The sequence below is a fragment of the Pseudomonas sp. R76 genome (assembly GCF_009834565.1).
Classification (GTDB): domain Bacteria; phylum Pseudomonadota; class Gammaproteobacteria; order Pseudomonadales; family Pseudomonadaceae; genus Aquipseudomonas.
Map to the genome: position 1 here is coordinate 5,873,183 of NZ_CP019428.1, position 15,215 is coordinate 5,888,397.

Sequence of the window (15,215 nt, forward strand, 5' to 3'; positions counted from 1 at the left end):
CGATTACGCGTCCGGTACGGCCTGGAACGGGGCTTCTTTATCCGTACGTTCTTTGTTGCCCCAGGCGGCGACGCCGACCTTGAGCGCATAGAACAGGATGCTGAACACCACGAACAGGAACAGTGCCGTGAGCGTTGCGTTGGTGTAGGCGTTCCAGATCACGTGTTGCATCTGGTCGATGTTCTTGGCCGGCGCGAGGATCTGGCCGTTGGCCAGGGCGTCGCTGTACTTCTTGGCCAGCGACAGGAAGCCGATCGCCGGGTTGGCGTCGAACAGCTTGATGAAGCCCGCCGTGGTGGTGCAAATCAGCAGCCAGACGGCCGGCAGCATGGTCACCCAAATGTAGCGCTGGCGTTTCATTTTGATCAGCACAACGGTGGCGAGCATCAGCGCGATACCGGCCAGCATCTGGTTGGAGATACCGAACAGCGGCCACAAGGTGTTGATACCGCCCAGTGGGTCGATCACACCTTGGTACAGCAGATAACCCCACATCGCTACGCAACCTGCGGTTGCAATCAGGTTGGCGGTCCAGGACTCGGTGCGCTTGAGCGACGGCACGAAAGAGCCGAGCAAATCCTGGAGCATGAAGCGACCGGCACGGGTGCCGGCGTCGACGGCCGTCAGGATGAACAGCGCTTCAAACAGGATCGCAAAGTGGTACCAGAACGCCATGGTGTTTTCACCTGGCAGCACACTGTGCAGGATCTGCGCGATACCCACCGCCAAGGTCGGCGCACCGCCGGCACGCGCCAGGATGGTGGTTTCACCGATGTCATGGGCCACCGCCGTCAAGGCTTCCGGGGTAATGGCGAAGCCCCAGCTGCTGACGGTTTGCGCCACCGTCACCACGTCAGCACCGACCACCGCAGCCGGGCTGTTCATGGCGAAGTACACGCCGGGTTCGATCACCGAAGCGGCAACCATGGCCATGATCGCCACGAACGACTCCATCAGCATCGCGCCGTAACCGATGTAGCGCGAGTTGACTTCGTTATCCAGCAGCTTGGGCGTGGTGCCCGAGGAAATCAGCGCGTGGAAACCCGAGACCGCGCCGCAGGCAATGGTGATGAACAGGAACGGGAACAGGCCGCCCTTCCACACCGGGCCGGTGCCGTCGATGAATTGGGTCAGGGCCGGCATTTTCAACTCTGGCATGGTGACCAGGATGCCGATCGCCAGGGCGATGATGGTGCCGATTTTGAGGAAGGTGGAGAGGTAGTCACGCGGCGCCAGGATCAGCCACACCGGCAGTACTGCGGCAACGAAACCGTAGCCGATCAGCATCCAGGTGATCTGGATCCCGGTGAAGGAGAAGGCCTTGGCCCAGACCGGGTCGGCAGCAATCTGCCCGCCCAGCCAGATTGAACCGAGCAGCAACAGCACGCCGATGATCGAGATTTCGCCGATGCGGCCCGGGCGGATGTAGCGCATGTACACGCCCATGAACATCGCGATCGGAATGGTCGCCATCACCGTGAAGATGCCCCATGGGCTTTCGGCCAGGGCCTTGACCACAATGAGCGCCAGCACCGCGAGGATGATGATCATGATCAGGAAGCAGCCGAACAGCGCGATGGTCCCGGGGATGCGACCCATTTCTTCGCGCACCATGTCGCCCAGGGAGCGGCCATTGCGACGGGTGGACAGGAACAGGACCATGAAGTCTTGCACCGCACCGGCCAGCACCACGCCGGCAATCAGCCACAGCGTGCCTGGCAGGTAGCCCATTTGCGCCGCCAGTACCGGGCCGACCAGCGGGCCTGCACCGGCAATCGCCGCAAAGTGGTGACCAAAAAGAATGTGTTTGTTGGTCGGCACATAGTCCAGACCGTCATTGTTGAGCACTGCGGGGGTGGCCCGCCGTGGATCGAGTTGCATCACGTTGTTAGCGATGAACAGACTGTAGTAACGGTACGCAACCAGGTAGATGGCCACAGCAGCGACCACAATCCACAAGGCGTTGATCGCCTCGCCGCGGCGCAAGGCCACTACGCCCAGGGCGCACGCTCCTACGATTGCCAGCACCAGCCAGGGTAGGTGGCGTAGCAGGCTATTATTATTTTTCATTTTTATATTCCAGCCAGGGTGGACAGAAAGGACAGCCAGTCCGAGTTTAGCGCTACTGGCCTTAAAGGCCACCCCCCTACATTGGTCTAGAGCCTTGCAACGGTAAAAAAAGCAGAAATAAAAGCCCGATGATGGCGCAGGGCTACAATCCTCCTATCCACAGAGGAATCGACCATGAGCGAACAGCCGTCTGATCGCCGCCGTTTTCGGCGTATCGCCTTCGATGCACGCACGACTATTGCGCAAAACGGCTGGAATTGGCCGGTGCAATTGGTGGACTTGTCGCTGAAAGGATTGTTGGTGCAACGCCCGGACGACTGGCAGGGTAATCGCGCCGAGGCGTTCTACGTGGATATCCGCCTTGACCCCCAGGCGCATATCAAGATGCAGGTGAAGCTGGCCCATGATGAGCATGGGCAGCTGGGGTTTGAGTGCGAGCACATCGACCTGGAGTCGATCAGCCATTTGCGCAGGCTGATCGAGCTGAACCTCGGCGATGAGGAAGAACTTGAGCGCGAGCTCGGCGCGCTGCTGCAGGTGTAACGCTTTACGGAAACGCCGTACGTGCCGGGAATTCGTTTTCTGCGTCCCAGTAGCCCGCCTTTTGACTCGAGGTGGCCTGCCATTGGCCGTCGACAAACCGGTAGGTTTCAAACCGCGTGGCGAAATCATCATCGCCGTCACCGTCCATAAATGACGAGACTTGCAACAACTCATCTGCGCCGCCGTCGGCGGGCGTTGCGATCTGCCACGCGGCTTTGCCGGTCTGGGCCAGGGTCAATGGCTCGACCTTACCGTCGGCGCCCTTGTAGCTCACGGGTTTGAGTTGCTGTTTGGCTGGCAGCAGCAGTTGCGTCGCAGGGCCGCTGTAACTGCCCATCGGCGCCGTCTGATCAATGCTCAAAAAATACACAGGGTCCGGCAGCCCTTTGAGCGGGGCCTTCTCGACTTTGGCCAATGGGTAACCAAGCTCTTCGCTGGCCAGCACCTCGCCGGACGCCGACAGCAAACGCACGCGGGCTTTGAGCAACGGGTTTTCGACCAGGTCACCGGGCTCGTCAAACGAGTCCTCGTCCAGGCCATTGCCCCAGCTGTCTTTGTGCAATTGGGCGCTGATGCGCTGGTCTTCCAGCACTTGCAGCACGCTGCCGTCCTGGGTCGCCAACTTCTGCGCAGACCGGTAACCGGCCGGCAGCTTGGCCGACTCGGCCAAGGCGATGCCCGGCAAACCCACCAAGGCCATGAACAGGGCAACGGCTGCCCAGCGATTCGTGTTGTGCATTGCACTCATCCCTGACTGATCCATGAATTATTCGAACAGTGCATCCAACGCCTGCTCCAGGCGCGTGACGCCAATCACCTTTAACCCAGCGGGCATCTCTTTTGGCGCGTTGCCCTTGGGCACAATCGCACGCTTGAAGCCGTGTTTGGCGGCTTCTTTAAGGCGCTCCTGGCCACTCGGCACCGGGCGCACTTCGCCGGACAGGCCGACTTCACCAAACACCAGCAAATCATGGGGCAGCGGCTTATTGCGCAGGCTGGACATCACCGCCGCCATCAACGCCAGGTCGGAAGCGGTTTCCAACACCTTGACACCGCCGACCACGTTAAGGAACACGTCCTGATCGTGGGTGGGAATGCCGCCGTGACGGTGCAACACCGCCAGCAGCATCGCCAAGCGGTTCTGATCCAGCCCGAGGGTGACCCGGCGCGGGTTGGCCAGGTGGCTGTCATCCACCAGCGCCTGGACTTCCACCAGCATCGGCCGGGTGCCTTCCCACGTGGCCATCACCACACTGCCCGGGACTTCTTCCTGGGCACGCGTGAGAAAAATCGCCGATGGGTTGGAGACTTCTTTCAGGCCGCGGTCAGTCATGGCGAACACGCCCAATTCGTTGACCGCGCCAAAGCGGTTCTTCACCGCCCGCAGCAAGCGGAGCCGGCCATCGGATTCGCCTTCGAAATACAGCACGGTGTCGACCATATGCTCGAGCACTCGCGGCCCGGCCAACGCGCCTTCTTTGGTCACATGGCCGACCAGGAAGATCGCCGTACCGCTCTGCTTGGCATACCGCACCAGCAGCGCCGCACTCTCGCGCACCTGGGACACGCCGCCCGGTGCCGATTGCAGCTGCTCGGTGAAAATTGTCTGGATCGAGTCGATCACCATGACTTTGGGCTTTTCGATGCGGGCCGTGGCGATGATGCTTTCGATGCAGGTTTCGGTCATCACCCGCAGTTGGTCCTGGGGCAAGCCCAGGCGCCGGGCGCGCATGGCCACTTGCTGCTGGGATTCTTCGCCGGTGACGTACAGTGCCGGCATGCGGCTGGCGATGCTGCACAGGGTTTGCAGCAGGATGGTCGATTTGCCGATGCCGGGGTCACCGCCGATCAGCACCACCGAGCCATCCACCAGGCCGCCGCCGAGTACGCGGTCCAGCTCGCCGGAGGCGGTGGAGAAGCGCGGGATCTCTTCAACGCTGACTTCGGCCAGGGTTTTGATCTGCGCCTGTTGCCCGGTCCAGCCGGCACGGCCGGTGGGGGCCGCAGCGCCGCCGCTTTCAATCATGGTTTCCGTCAGGGTGTTCCACGCGCCGCACTCGGTGCACTGGCCGGCCCACTTGGGAAAGGTCGCGCCGCACTCGGTGCAGCCGTACATGCGCTTGGCCTTTGCCATTTGAGAACCTCCAACCGAAAAACCGCGATGATAGCTCAGCGCGGTGCCGGGGTCCGAATTTCACCACTGGCCAATCGTGAAGCGCTGTTGCCGATTGGGTCTTCGGCGTTGAGGTCGGCGCCTTTGGCTTTGAGTTCATCGAGCAGTTCGACACGTTTGAACAGCCCGGCGTACATGGCCGCCGTCTGCCCGGCGCCGTTGCGCTGGTCGGGGTTGCAGTCGGTGGCGAGCAGGCGCTGGGCAATTTTCAGTTCACCCTTGAAGATCGCGCCCATCAGCGCGGTGTTGCCGCGTTTGTCCTGCACACAGGCGTCGGCGCCGGCGTTGAGCAAGCGCTCCACAAAAGAGCCCTGGCCGTGATAGGCGGCGAGGATCAGCGCGGTGTAGCCCTTGTCGTCCTGAGTGTTGAGGCTGTAGCCGGATTCGATGAAGGTGTTGAGCATGTCGATATCGCCACGGCGGGCGGCGTCGAAGTAGTAGTCCTGCAATTGCGCCTTGAGCGCGACCGGGTCAGGCGACTCGGCATGGGCGACAAAAGCCAGCATCGCCATCAATAAACCAATCGAAATACGCATGGGGTGTTCTCCTGCCAGGAGTCGACGCCCGTGCAAGGGCGCCGACGGGAACGGACGTCAGTCGGTCAGTTTGTCTGCCAGCGCTTTCACGCGCGCCAGGTCACCTTTGGCGACTTTGGTCACGCCAGTGCCGTATTCAGGGTCCGCCTTGTAGAGGAACGACAGGATGATGTGCTTGCTCTCATCGTCAGTCGTCGCCAGCGAGCCGCCGAAGTTTTCGATCAAGTCCTGGCGCTCTTTCTTGCTGTAGGAACGATACAAATCACCGGCTTGCTTGAAGTTCTGCTCACGCTGGATCTTCGCTTGCTGGGTGCTGCCCGACAGCGCCGACTGGCTGTAGCGTGCGGTTTGCGGCTCTTCGCGTGGCAGCAGGCGGCTTGGCTGGTAGTTCACGCCGGTGGTGGTTTTGCCTGAGTTCATCGCACCGTCCTGGTTACCGTTGTTGACGGTCACCCGTGGAGCGTTGATCGGCAGTTGCAGGGCATTCGGCCCAAGGCGGTACATCTGTGTGTCGGCGTAGGAGAACACTCGGCCTTGCAGCAGGCGATCTTCCGACGGCTCGATGCCCGGCACGAGGTTGGCCGGGGCCATGGCCACTTGCTCGGTTTCCTGGAAGACATTCGCCGGGTTGCGGTTCAGCACCATCTGGCCAACTTTGCGTTCCGGCACATTCGGCCAGATTTTGGTGGCGTCCAATGGGTCGAAGTCAAACTTTGCCAAGTCTTCAGGTTTAAGGACTTGCACGTACAAGTCCCACTTGGGGAAGTCGCCTTTATTGATATGGGTGACCAAGTCGTTGGTCATATGGCTGTAGTCGCGCCCTTGCACGTCGGTGACTTGTTTGGGGTCGAGGTTCTTGATGCCTTGCAGGCTCTTCCAGTGGAACTTGACGTAGTGCACTTCGCCCTTGGCGTTAATCAACTTGTAGGCATGTACGCCGTTGCCGTCCATTTCACGGTAACTGGCCGGGGTGCCGGAGTCGGAATACAGCTCGGTCAGCGTGCGGGTGGACTCGGGCACATGGGAGAAGAAATCGAAACGGCGGGAATCGTCGTCCAGGTTAGTGCGCGGGTCGGGCTTGAACGCGTGGACCATGTCCGGGAACTTGATCGCATCGCGAATAAAGAACGTCGGGAAGTTATTGCCGACCAAGTCCCAGTTACCTTCAGCGGTATAGAACTTGGTGGCAAAGCCGCGTGGGTCGCGCAGGGTTTCCGGGGAATGGTTGCCGTGGACCACGGCGGAGAAACGCACAAACACCGGCGTGGCCTCACCGGCCGCGAACACTTTGGCTTTGGTCAGGTCGCTGAGGTTGTCGGTGACGGTGAAGGTGCCGTGGGCGCCGGTGCCACGGGCGTGCACCACGCGCTCGGGGATGCGTTCACGGTCAAAACGCTGCAATTTTTGAATCAGTTGCACGTCTTGCAGCAGCACCGGGCCGTTGGCACCGGCGGTTTGCGAGTTCTGGTTGTCGCCCACTGCGGCACCGTTATCGCGCGTGAGGTTGGCGGCGTGTACGGAGAGCGACAGCAGGCTGGCGCTTGCGAGCATCAGCGCATGTCGCGCGAGAACCGGGCCGCGCTTCATTGGATTGTTCATCGAGGTTTCCTCTGGTTTTTTTAGTGCACATTCAGTTGTGCTTGCCAGAGGCTAGTGACCCGCGAGTCAGAAGATAAATAGAAAAACCCCACCGGGCCGATTAGGAAAATACGGTGGTAAGCCACTGAAATAGCGAGTATTCCGCGCGCGATTGGTGGCACTTTGCAAACTATTTGCGATTTAATGTGTCGATAAAAATTGACAGTGTTAACGGTTGTGTCGCGCAAGCCTTCTGCGACTGACTTACACTGACTTCCACCCTTCTCATCTGTAACAAGGAATAACCTATGGGCGTGATCAGTGAGTTCAAGGCCTTCGCGGTCAAAGGCAATGTGGTCGACATGGCCGTCGGTATCATCATCGGCGCCGCTTTCGGCAAAATTGTTTCCTCGTTTGTGGGCGACGTGGTGATGCCGCCTATCGGTCTGCTGATCGGTGGCGTGGATTTCGGGGACTTGGCGATAACGCTCAAAGCCGCGCAGGGTAACGTGCCCGCCGTGGTGCTGGCGTACGGCAAGTTCATCCAGAGCGTGATCGACTTCGTGATCGTGGCCTTTGCAATCTTCATGGGCGTGAAGGCGATCAACCGCCTGAAGCGCGAAGAGGCTGTGGCCCCCAGCTTGCCGCCAACGCCAAGCAAGGAAGAAGTGTTACTGGGTGAGATCCGCGATCTGCTCAAGGCACAGAACGACAAGCCGCTTTAATCAGCTCGGGCTTGGCAAAAAAGGCGCCTGTTGCAGGCGCCTTTTTTTTCCTCGGCGGTTTACCAGTAGTTTTCCACTGCCACCTGGCCAGGACGGCGGCTCAGGCTCAGTTGCATGTCGCGTTGTTTGAGCAGTTGGCGGGTGTCATCGACCATCTGCGGGTTGCCGCAAATCAGTACGCGGGAGTGTTCCGGGGTCAGTTCAACGCCGGCAGCACGCTCCAACTCGCCATTCTCGATAAGGGTGGTAATACGCCCATTCAGCGCCCCCGGGTGCTGCTCACGGGTCACGGTAGGAATGTAGACGAGCTTGTGAGCGTGCTCGGCCAGGTACTCACGCTCGCCCAGTTCCTTGATCAGCGCCTGATACGCCAGCTCCTGGGCCTCCCGAGCGCTGTACACCAGCACAATGCGCTCGAATTTTTCCCACACCTCAAAGTCCTGCAGGATCGACAGGAATGGCGCCACGCCCGTCCCGGTGCCGAGCAACCACAAATCACGTCCGTCGACAAAGCGGTTGAGTGTCAGGAAGCCCGTGGCCTGACGCTCCACCAGCAGCGTATCGCCCACCTGCAGGCGACTCAGCTCACTGGTGAATTCGCCGCCCGGTACAACGATGGAAAAGAAGTCGAGGTGCTCGTCAAACGGCGAAGACACGATGGAATAGGCACGCCATACGGTGCTGCCATCCGCCTTGGCGACGCCCAAACGCACGAACTGGCCTGCCGTAAACCGAAAACCCGGGTCGCGCGTGGTGCGCAAGGTAAACAGGCTGGGGGTCAGCGATTGCACGTCGAGCAAGGTCTGGCGGGTAAATTTCTCAGCACTGGCCGTCATGAGGGGCTCCGTTTAACAGGTGCCCTAGTGTCCCTCAAAGTCGCGCAGGGAAACACCGCTGGTTTGTACTGGCATTGCGATTGTTCGACAGTCTTACAGGTAGGCATGAGATTAGGCTGCTCAGCTACTTGTAACAATTAAATACAAGGCAGCTGTCTAGTTCGAACTAATCATTTAGCTATTTCCCCGCTTTCTCCATGTCATTAGATGACGCCTTGAATTTAATTGCCAGCATTTTAACATCGCCGGCAAGTTGTTAAAAACAATGAATTTTTCCGGGCGGCTAGTCATCCTGTACAAAAATAAACCTCCTGCACACGTTAGGGAAAATGAAATGCGGATAACAGGCAAATTCTTTTCACACAAAATAAGTAGGACATGTCCTACACTAATTTTCGTGCCGCATTGGGGGCCAGGACGTACCCAAGTCACACTAACACCCATGGAGAGTTACCAATGGTTAACTGGCGCAATACAAGACTCCCCAAACTGGAGGGTGAGAACAAGATCACCACTGTTTATGACATGGTCATCAATCACACCTACCAGCTAGGGTTTGAATACTGTTCTTTCACAATGAGCTCACAACAATCCAACCATCAGACGAAACCGATCAATTTAAATAACTATCCGAATGAATGGAACACACTTTATAACCAAGCGCACTTTTTTGATGTAGACCCTGTCGTTGCTCACTGCAAACGTAGCGTGCTGCCGATTGTGTGGGAGCAGAAGACCTTCAACGCCTCACCGGATTTATGGGCGTTGGCCCAATCGTTTGGCGTGCACTTGGGCTGGACCCAGGCAGTGCATGACTTCCAAGGCGTGTTCAGCATGCTGACCCTGGGTCGAAGTACCGGCAAAGTCACCCCCGAAGAACTTTACGAGAAAGCCGGCCAGGTACTGTGGCTCTGCCATGCGATGCACGCAGTGGTAGCCCATAAATATGCCGACAAACCGGGCATCACGCCCCCTTGCAAGCTGACGCCACGGGAAACGGATATCCTCAGATGGTCAGCCATGGGCAAGACTGCATCAGACATCGCCACGATCCTGTGCTTGTCAGAGCGTACCGTGGGCTTTCATATCAGCAGTTGCCTCAGGAAACTGGGCGTCAATAACAAGATCGCCGCCGTACTCTGTGCCTCGAAAGCCTGGTTGTTTTAGCTGCTTTAGAAACACCGCATGTAATCCCATCGAAAAAAAAGTAACATTTACGGCCAATTCTGAGTGTTGACGCAGCTCCCGTTGCGGAAGTCGCCTCGCAGTTCACTCAGATGGTTGCGCCGGCTGCCCACAGCCGCCGAACACCCATTGATGACCCAGAGCCTCCCCCGCCATGCCCCTGCTTGACAGCCCCTTCGCCCAGCTCGACCTGATTCGCCAGCCTGAGCAACACAATGATCCGCTGCAGGCCTTCGACGCCGCCGACGAGTACCTGCTCAGCTATCTGGCCGAGCAGCAGCCCGGCGCTGCAACCCGTGTGCTGGTGCTCAATGACAGTTTCGGCGCTTTGGCGGCCAGCCTGGAAGGCCAGGTGCAGCTCACGTCCAGCGGCGATTCGTTTCTCGCAGCCCTTGGCCTTGAGAAAAACCTGGTGCGCAACGGCAAGGCATTTGACGCGGTGACGTTTGTGCCTGCCAGCCAGGTGCCAGTCGGGCCGTTCGACCGCGTGCTGATCCGCGTGCCCAAAACCCTGGCGCTGCTCGAAGAGCAATTGATCCGTCTGCAAGGGCAATTGGCACCGGGCGCCGAAGTGGTCGCCTCGGCAATGATCAAGCACTTGCCACGGGCCGCAGGCGAATTGCTGGAGCGTTACATCGGGCAGATGCACGCCTCTCTCGCGGTAAAAAAAGCGCGGCTGCTGATCGCGACCGCAGAGGCTCGCCCTAACGCCGTGTCGCCCTATCCCACCCGTTACAGCCTGGACACACCGAGCATCGAACTGCTCAACCACGCCAATGTATTCTGCCGCGAAGGCCTGGACATCGGCACCCGCGCCTTCCTCCCACACCTGCCGAAAAACCTCGGCAGCGCCCGCGTGGCGGACCTGGGCTGTGGCAACGGCGTATTGGCGATCGCCAGCGCGCTGCAAAACCCCGACGCGCAGTACACCTTGGTGGATGAGTCCTACATGGCCGTGCAGTCTGCGCTCGAGAACTGGCAGGCGGCTCTGGGTGCACGCGATGTGACGGTGCGCGCCGACGATGGCCTGGCCGGCCAGGAGCCAGACTCCCTGGACGTGGTGCTATGCAATCCACCCTTCCACCAACAGCAGGTAGTGGGCGATTTCCTCGCCTGGCGCATGTTCCAGCAAGCGCGATCATCACTGGTGGTTGGCGGCGCTCTTTATATAGTTGGCAACCGTCACTTGGGTTATCACACCAAACTGGCGCGGTTATTCCGTGGCGTCGAGCAAGTCGCTACCACACCAAAATTCGTGATCCTCAAAGCGCGCAAATAAAAAAACCCTGCCTTTCTTGCAAAAGGCAGGGCTGAAAGCCGGGCCGCGAGGCCCGGATTGGGATGTCAGTGGGTCGTCAGGCCGGCCGCGTTCATGAACATACGCATCAGGCTGGCGACGACGAACAGCGCCAGCACACTGCCAGTCCAGATCATCGCCAACCACCCCAGGCGCCGCCACAGCGGCTGTTTCTCGGCCTGTTCGATCTCTTGCAACGACGGTTTGCCGGACATGAAACAACCCTCCTAGTGATAGCCGTCTTCGTGGGTGACCTTGCCGCGGAACACGTAGTAGCTCCAGAAGGTGTAGCCCAGGATGAACGGGATGATGAACAGCGTGCCCACCAGCATGAAGCCCTGGCTCTGAGGCGGCGCGGCGGCGTCCCAGATCGAGACTGGCGGCGGAATGATGTTCGGCCACAGGCTGATGCCCAAGCCGCTGTAGCCGAGGAAGATCAGCACCAGCGTCAGCAAAAACGGTGTGTAGTGCGCATTGCGCGCCACGGCGCGGATCAGACCGTACATGGTCACCAGCACCAGGATCGGCACCGGCAGGAACCAGAACAGGTTCGGTAGAGTAAACCAGCGCGAAGCGATTTCCGGGTGCGCCAGTGGCGTCCACAGGCTGACGATGCCGATCACCGCCAACACCACGAACGCCAATGGCCGCGCCAGGTTGTGCATTTGCTCCTGCAACTTGCCTTCGGTCTTCATGATGAGCCAGGTGCAGCCGAGCAAGGCATAGGCGATGACCAAGGCAACGCCGCAGAACATCGTGAACGGCGTGAGCCAGTCCAGCGAACCACCGGCAAACTGACGGTCGACCACCGGGATGCCGTCGATAAACGCCCCCAGCGCCACGCCCTGGAAGAACGTCGCCGCAATCGAGCCGCCGATAAACGCCTTGTCCCACAGGTGACGCTTGTCGTCCTTGGCCTTGAAGCGGAACTCGAAGGCCACGCCCCGGAAGATCAGCCCGATCAGCATCAGGATCAGCGGCAAGTACAACGCCGACAACACCACCGAATAGGCCAGCGGGAACGCGCCGAACAGCGCCGCGCCACCGAGTACCAGCCAGGTTTCGTTACCGTCCCAGACCGGGGCGACCGTGTTCATCATCACGTCACGGTCGACTTTTCCCGGAATGAACGGGAAGAGGATGCCGATACCCAGGTCAAAACCGTCCATGACCACGTACATCATGATGCCGAAGATGATGATCACGGCCCAGATCAGCGGAAGATCAATACCCATCTCAATTCCCCTTGTGCTGGATGTGGGCGTGGTCGTGGTCGTCATCGCTGCCATCATCGGCGGCAGACAACGGACGCGCCGGTGTGCGTTTCTGGCCAGGGCCACCGTGGGTCGGCTCGCTGCCTTCGTGGGTCTGCGGCCCTTTGCGCACCAGGCGCATCATGTAGCCCAACCCTGCGCCGAACAGCGCGAAGTACACCACCACGAACAGCACCAGCGTAATCGTCATCTGCGCCAGGCTATGCCCGGACGATGCATCCGCCGTGCGCATCAGCCCATAGACCACCCACGGCTGGCGGCCGATTTCGGTAGTGAACCAACCGGCGAGAATCGCGATCAGGCCGGACGGGCCCATCCACAGCGCCAGGTACAGGAACGGCTTGGACGTGTACATCTTGTCGCCCCGGCGCAGCCAGAGGCTGAACAGGCCGGTGAAGATCATCAGGAAACCCAGGCCGACCATGACCCGGAACGACCAGAACACGATGGTCGAGTTGGGGCGGTCTTCAGGCGGGAAATCCTTGAGCGCCGGCACCTGTTTATCCAGCGAGTGCGTCAGGATCAGGCTGCCGAGGTACGGAATCTCGACCGCGTATTTGGTTTTCTCGGCCTTCATGTCGGGCCAACCGAACAGGATCAGCGGCGTCGGCTCGTTGCCGATATTTTCCCAGTGGCCTTCAATCGCGGCGATTTTCGCCGGTTGATGCTTGAGCGTGTTGAGGCCGTGGAAGTCACCGATCACCGCCTGGATAGGCGCCACGATCAGGGCCATCCACATCGCCATCGACAGCATGGTGCGGATCGCCGGGTTGTCCTTGCCGCGCAGCAAGTGCCAGGCCGCCGAAGAGCCGACGAAGAACGCGGTGGCCACAAAGGCCGCCGTGGCCATGTGCATCAGGCGGTAGGGGAACGACGGGTTGAAGATTACCGCCAGCCAGTCGGTCGGAATTACGCGACCGTCGATGATTTCAAAGCCTTGCGGCGTCTGCATCCAGCTGTTGGACGCGAGAATCCAGAAGGTCGAGATCAACGTACCCACGGCCACCATCACCGTGGCAAAGAAGTGCAATTTGCGCCCGACCTTGTTCCAGCCGAACAGCATCACCCCCAGGAACCCGGCCTCAAGGAAGAAGGCCGTCAGCACCTCATAGGTCAGCAATGGCCCGGTCACCGCGCCGGCGAAGTCCGAGAAACGGCTCCAGTTGGTGCCGAACTGGTAGGCCATGACCAACCCCGAGACCACACCCATGCCGAAGTTGACGGCAAAGATCTTCGACCAGAAATGGTAGAGGTCACGGTAGGTGTCGTTATGGGTCTTGAGCCACAAGCCTTCCAGCACCGCAAGGTAACTGGCCAGGCCGATGGTGATCGCCGGGAACAGGATGTGGAATGAGATGGTGAACGCGAATTGAATTCGGGCGAGATCTAGCGCCTCCAAACCGAACATAAGTCTTCCTCTGTCAGGTAATACCGGCTGCTGGCTGGGAGCCTGCACCCACTGCCCCCACGGATATGGAGTGTGGCGAATTTCAATTCGTTTCTTTTTTTAACCAACCACGCAGGGAGTCTGGCCTTTCGGCCGCCAGAACAATCCCGGGGCAGGGTTTGATCTGGATCAAGCATTGATGAAAGAGTAGTCCCATTTTGGCTGTAGGACTGTGTGGTCTTTTGCCGCGTGACAGGCTGCCTCAGTCGACTTCTCGCAACTATTTGTTACAGCTTGGTGCTAATCTCGGCATTCCCTCCGCTCCCGACCTGAATTCCCGATGCCTACCCGTGAACCTGCGTTGCTATTGCGTCACCATCGCCCTTTCATCGCGTTCTGGCTGGCACGAATCTTCACCGCCAGCGGCTTCCAGATGCTCACCGTGGCCATCGGCTGGAACCTCTACCAACTGACCGGTAACGTGCTGGACCTGGGTTTGGTCGGCCTTGTGGAATTCGTACCACGTGTACTGTTCATGCTGCACACCGGCCATGTGGCCGACCGCTATGACCGGCGCAAGGTCGCTGCGATCTGCCAGACCGTGCAGGCGCTGATCGCCTTATCCCTGGCCATCGGCGGCCTGACCGGCAATGTGACCCGCGAGATGATCTTCATCCTCGCCTTCCTGCTCGGCGCTGCGCGCTCGTTCGAGATGCCGACCACCCAGGCGCTGCTGCCGAGCATCGTGCCCAGCGCGCTGTTCCCGCGCGCCGTGGCATCGTCGCAATCGGCGCAGCAACTGGCGACCATCGTCGCGCCGGCCCTCGGCGGTTTGCTGTATGCGTTTGGCAGCGTGTGGGTGTATGGCCCGACAGTGGCGTTGTACCTGATCGCCTGCGTATTGACCCTCAACCTGCCCGCCCGCCAGACCCCATTGAATAAAGCCAAGGCCACCATGGACTCGTTGCTGGCCGGGATTCGCTTTATCCGCAGCCGCCCGGACATCCTCGGCGCCATCTCACTCGACCTGTTCGCCGTGCTGCTGGGCGGCGCGACCGCATTGCTGCCGGTGTTTGCCAAGGACATCCTGCTGACCGGCGCCTGGGGCCTGGGCCTGCTGCGCTCGGCACCCGCGGTGGGCGCCTTGTTGATGTCGCTGTGGCTGGCGCGGTTCTCGGTGGACCGGCAAGTCGGGCGGGTGATGTTTACGGCTGTCGGCGTGTTCGGCGTGGCGACTATTGCCTTTGGCCTGTCGACCTCGTTCTGGTTTTCGCTGGCGGTGCTGGTGGTGCTCGGCGCGGCGGACATGATCAGCATGGTGATCCGCGCCTCGTTCGTGCAGTTGGAGACGCCGGATGAAATGCGCGGCCGCGTGAGTGCGGTCAACGGCCTGTTTATCGGCGCTTCCAATCAACTCGGCGAATTTGAATCGGGGATTACCGCCCACTGGTTCGGCACTGTGCCTGCCGTTGTGATGGGCGGGATTGGCACGCTGGTGGTGACGGGGGTGTGGATAAAACTGTTCCCGACCCTGGCCAACCGCGACCGTATGCATGTGCCGGTGGAAGAGACAAAGGTCTAAGCCCCGCCGCCTGATCTGATGTTGGAATA

At 59.9% G+C, this 15,215-nt stretch carries 14 protein-coding genes; 5 read left to right on the forward strand and 9 right to left on the reverse strand.

The annotated features are described in order from the left end of the window. Positions 1–3: 3 nt before the first annotated feature. Positions 4–2,070 carry a carbon starvation CstA family protein gene (locus PspR76_RS26535; RefSeq protein ID WP_159960020.1) on the reverse strand — a complete coding sequence of 689 codons (2,067 nt, stop codon included), beginning with the start codon at positions 2,068–2,070 and terminating at the stop codon, positions 4–6. Positions 2,071–2,244: 174 nt separating this feature from the next. On the opposite strand from PspR76_RS26535, the gene PspR76_RS26540 reads away from it, so the two are divergent. Beyond that, complete coding sequence (locus tag PspR76_RS26540; RefSeq protein ID WP_159960022.1) at positions 2,245–2,613, forward strand: PilZ domain-containing protein; 369 nt, start codon at positions 2,245–2,247, stop codon at positions 2,611–2,613. 4 nt (positions 2,614–2,617) lie between these two features. On the opposite strand, the gene PspR76_RS26545 is transcribed toward PspR76_RS26540, so the two are convergent. The 4 genes from PspR76_RS26545 to katB are packed head-to-tail and all read right to left on the reverse strand — an operon-like array spanning position 2,618 to position 6,921. After that, on the reverse strand, positions 2,618–3,352 hold the full coding sequence (locus PspR76_RS26545) for a hypothetical protein (protein ID WP_159960024.1): 735 nt from the start codon (positions 3,350–3,352) through the stop codon (positions 2,618–2,620). Positions 3,353–3,379: 27 nt separating this feature from the next. Next, positions 3,380–4,747 (reverse strand): DNA repair protein RadA, encoded by a 1,368-nt coding sequence (gene radA, locus PspR76_RS26550; RefSeq protein ID WP_017139308.1) that lies wholly within the window; start codon positions 4,745–4,747, stop codon positions 3,380–3,382. 35 nt (positions 4,748–4,782) lie between these two features. After that, on the reverse strand, positions 4,783–5,322 hold the full coding sequence (locus PspR76_RS26555; protein WP_159960026.1) for an ankyrin repeat domain-containing protein: 540 nt from the start codon (positions 5,320–5,322) through the stop codon (positions 4,783–4,785). Positions 5,323–5,379: 57 nt separating this feature from the next. Next, a complete protein-coding gene (gene katB / locus PspR76_RS26560) occupies positions 5,380–6,921 on the reverse strand; it encodes a catalase KatB (RefSeq protein ID WP_159960028.1) in 1,542 nt (513 codons plus the stop codon). 287 nt (positions 6,922–7,208) lie between these two features. Between katB and mscL the strand changes: the two genes are divergently transcribed. Next, a complete protein-coding gene (gene mscL / locus PspR76_RS26565) occupies positions 7,209–7,625 on the forward strand; it encodes a large-conductance mechanosensitive channel protein MscL (RefSeq protein WP_159960030.1) in 417 nt (138 codons plus the stop codon). Between the two features lie 59 nt (positions 7,626–7,684). On the opposite strand, the gene PspR76_RS26570 is transcribed toward mscL, so the two are convergent. After that, the gene (locus tag PspR76_RS26570) at positions 7,685–8,461 is read right to left on the reverse strand and encodes a ferredoxin--NADP reductase (RefSeq protein WP_159960032.1); all 777 of its coding nucleotides are present in this window, start codon (positions 8,459–8,461) and stop codon (positions 7,685–7,687) included. 456 nt (positions 8,462–8,917) lie between these two features. On the opposite strand from PspR76_RS26570, the gene PspR76_RS26575 reads away from it, so the two are divergent. Together PspR76_RS26575 and PspR76_RS26580 are read left to right on the forward strand one after the other, a co-directional pair. Then, entirely contained in the window at positions 8,918–9,628 is a 711-nt protein-coding gene (locus tag PspR76_RS26575; RefSeq protein ID WP_159960034.1) for a helix-turn-helix transcriptional regulator, read from the forward strand. A 172-nt stretch (positions 9,629–9,800) separates the two neighbouring features. Beyond that, the gene (locus PspR76_RS26580; RefSeq protein WP_159960036.1) at positions 9,801–10,925 is read left to right on the forward strand and encodes a methyltransferase; all 1,125 of its coding nucleotides are present in this window, start codon (positions 9,801–9,803) and stop codon (positions 10,923–10,925) included. Positions 10,926–10,990: 65 nt separating this feature from the next. Here PspR76_RS26580 and PspR76_RS26585 read toward each other — a convergent pair whose 3' ends face one another. Genes PspR76_RS26585 through PspR76_RS26595 form a run of 3 tightly spaced genes read right to left on the reverse strand, consistent with a single transcriptional unit; the run spans position 10,991 to position 13,625 of the window. After that, positions 10,991–11,158 (reverse strand): DUF2474 domain-containing protein, encoded by a 168-nt coding sequence (locus PspR76_RS26585; RefSeq protein ID WP_081321503.1) that lies wholly within the window; start codon positions 11,156–11,158, stop codon positions 10,991–10,993. A gap of 12 nt (positions 11,159–11,170) precedes the next feature. Continuing rightward, complete coding sequence (gene cydB, locus PspR76_RS26590) at positions 11,171–12,178, reverse strand: cytochrome d ubiquinol oxidase subunit II (protein WP_159960038.1); 1,008 nt, start codon at positions 12,176–12,178, stop codon at positions 11,171–11,173. A gap of 1 nt (position 12,179) precedes the next feature. Beyond that, complete coding sequence (locus tag PspR76_RS26595; RefSeq protein WP_159960040.1) at positions 12,180–13,625, reverse strand: cytochrome ubiquinol oxidase subunit I; 1,446 nt, start codon at positions 13,623–13,625, stop codon at positions 12,180–12,182. A 319-nt stretch (positions 13,626–13,944) separates the two neighbouring features. Between PspR76_RS26595 and PspR76_RS26600 the strand changes: the two genes are divergently transcribed. Continuing rightward, complete coding sequence (locus tag PspR76_RS26600) at positions 13,945–15,186, forward strand: MFS transporter (RefSeq protein ID WP_159960042.1); 1,242 nt, start codon at positions 13,945–13,947, stop codon at positions 15,184–15,186. The last annotated feature ends 29 nt before the right edge of the window (positions 15,187–15,215 follow it).

Coding starts and splice junctions, on each gene's coding strand:
- PspR76_RS26535 (WP_159960020.1), bottom strand. CDS start 2,070: ATGAAAAATAATAATAGCCTGCTACGCCACCTACCCTGGCTGGTGCTG.
- PspR76_RS26540 (WP_159960022.1), top strand. CDS start 2,245: ATGAGCGAACAGCCGTCTGATCGCCGCCGTTTTCGGCGTATCGCCTTC.
- PspR76_RS26545 (WP_159960024.1), bottom strand. CDS start 3,352: ATGCACAACACGAATCGCTGGGCAGCCGTTGCCCTGTTCATGGCCTTG.
- radA (WP_017139308.1), bottom strand. CDS start 4,747: ATGGCAAAGGCCAAGCGCATGTACGGCTGCACCGAGTGCGGCGCGACC.
- PspR76_RS26555 (WP_159960026.1), bottom strand. CDS start 5,322: ATGCGTATTTCGATTGGTTTATTGATGGCGATGCTGGCTTTTGTCGCC.
- katB (WP_159960028.1), bottom strand. CDS start 6,921: ATGAACAATCCAATGAAGCGCGGCCCGGTTCTCGCGCGACATGCGCTG.
- mscL (WP_159960030.1), top strand. CDS start 7,209: ATGGGCGTGATCAGTGAGTTCAAGGCCTTCGCGGTCAAAGGCAATGTG.
- PspR76_RS26570 (WP_159960032.1), bottom strand. CDS start 8,461: ATGACGGCCAGTGCTGAGAAATTTACCCGCCAGACCTTGCTCGACGTG.
- PspR76_RS26575 (WP_159960034.1), top strand. CDS start 8,918: ATGGTTAACTGGCGCAATACAAGACTCCCCAAACTGGAGGGTGAGAAC.
- PspR76_RS26580 (WP_159960036.1), top strand. CDS start 9,801: ATGCCCCTGCTTGACAGCCCCTTCGCCCAGCTCGACCTGATTCGCCAG.
- PspR76_RS26585 (WP_081321503.1), bottom strand. CDS start 11,158: ATGTCCGGCAAACCGTCGTTGCAAGAGATCGAACAGGCCGAGAAACAG.
- cydB (WP_159960038.1), bottom strand. CDS start 12,178: ATGGGTATTGATCTTCCGCTGATCTGGGCCGTGATCATCATCTTCGGC.
- PspR76_RS26595 (WP_159960040.1), bottom strand. CDS start 13,625: ATGTTCGGTTTGGAGGCGCTAGATCTCGCCCGAATTCAATTCGCGTTC.
- PspR76_RS26600 (WP_159960042.1), top strand. CDS start 13,945: ATGCCTACCCGTGAACCTGCGTTGCTATTGCGTCACCATCGCCCTTTC.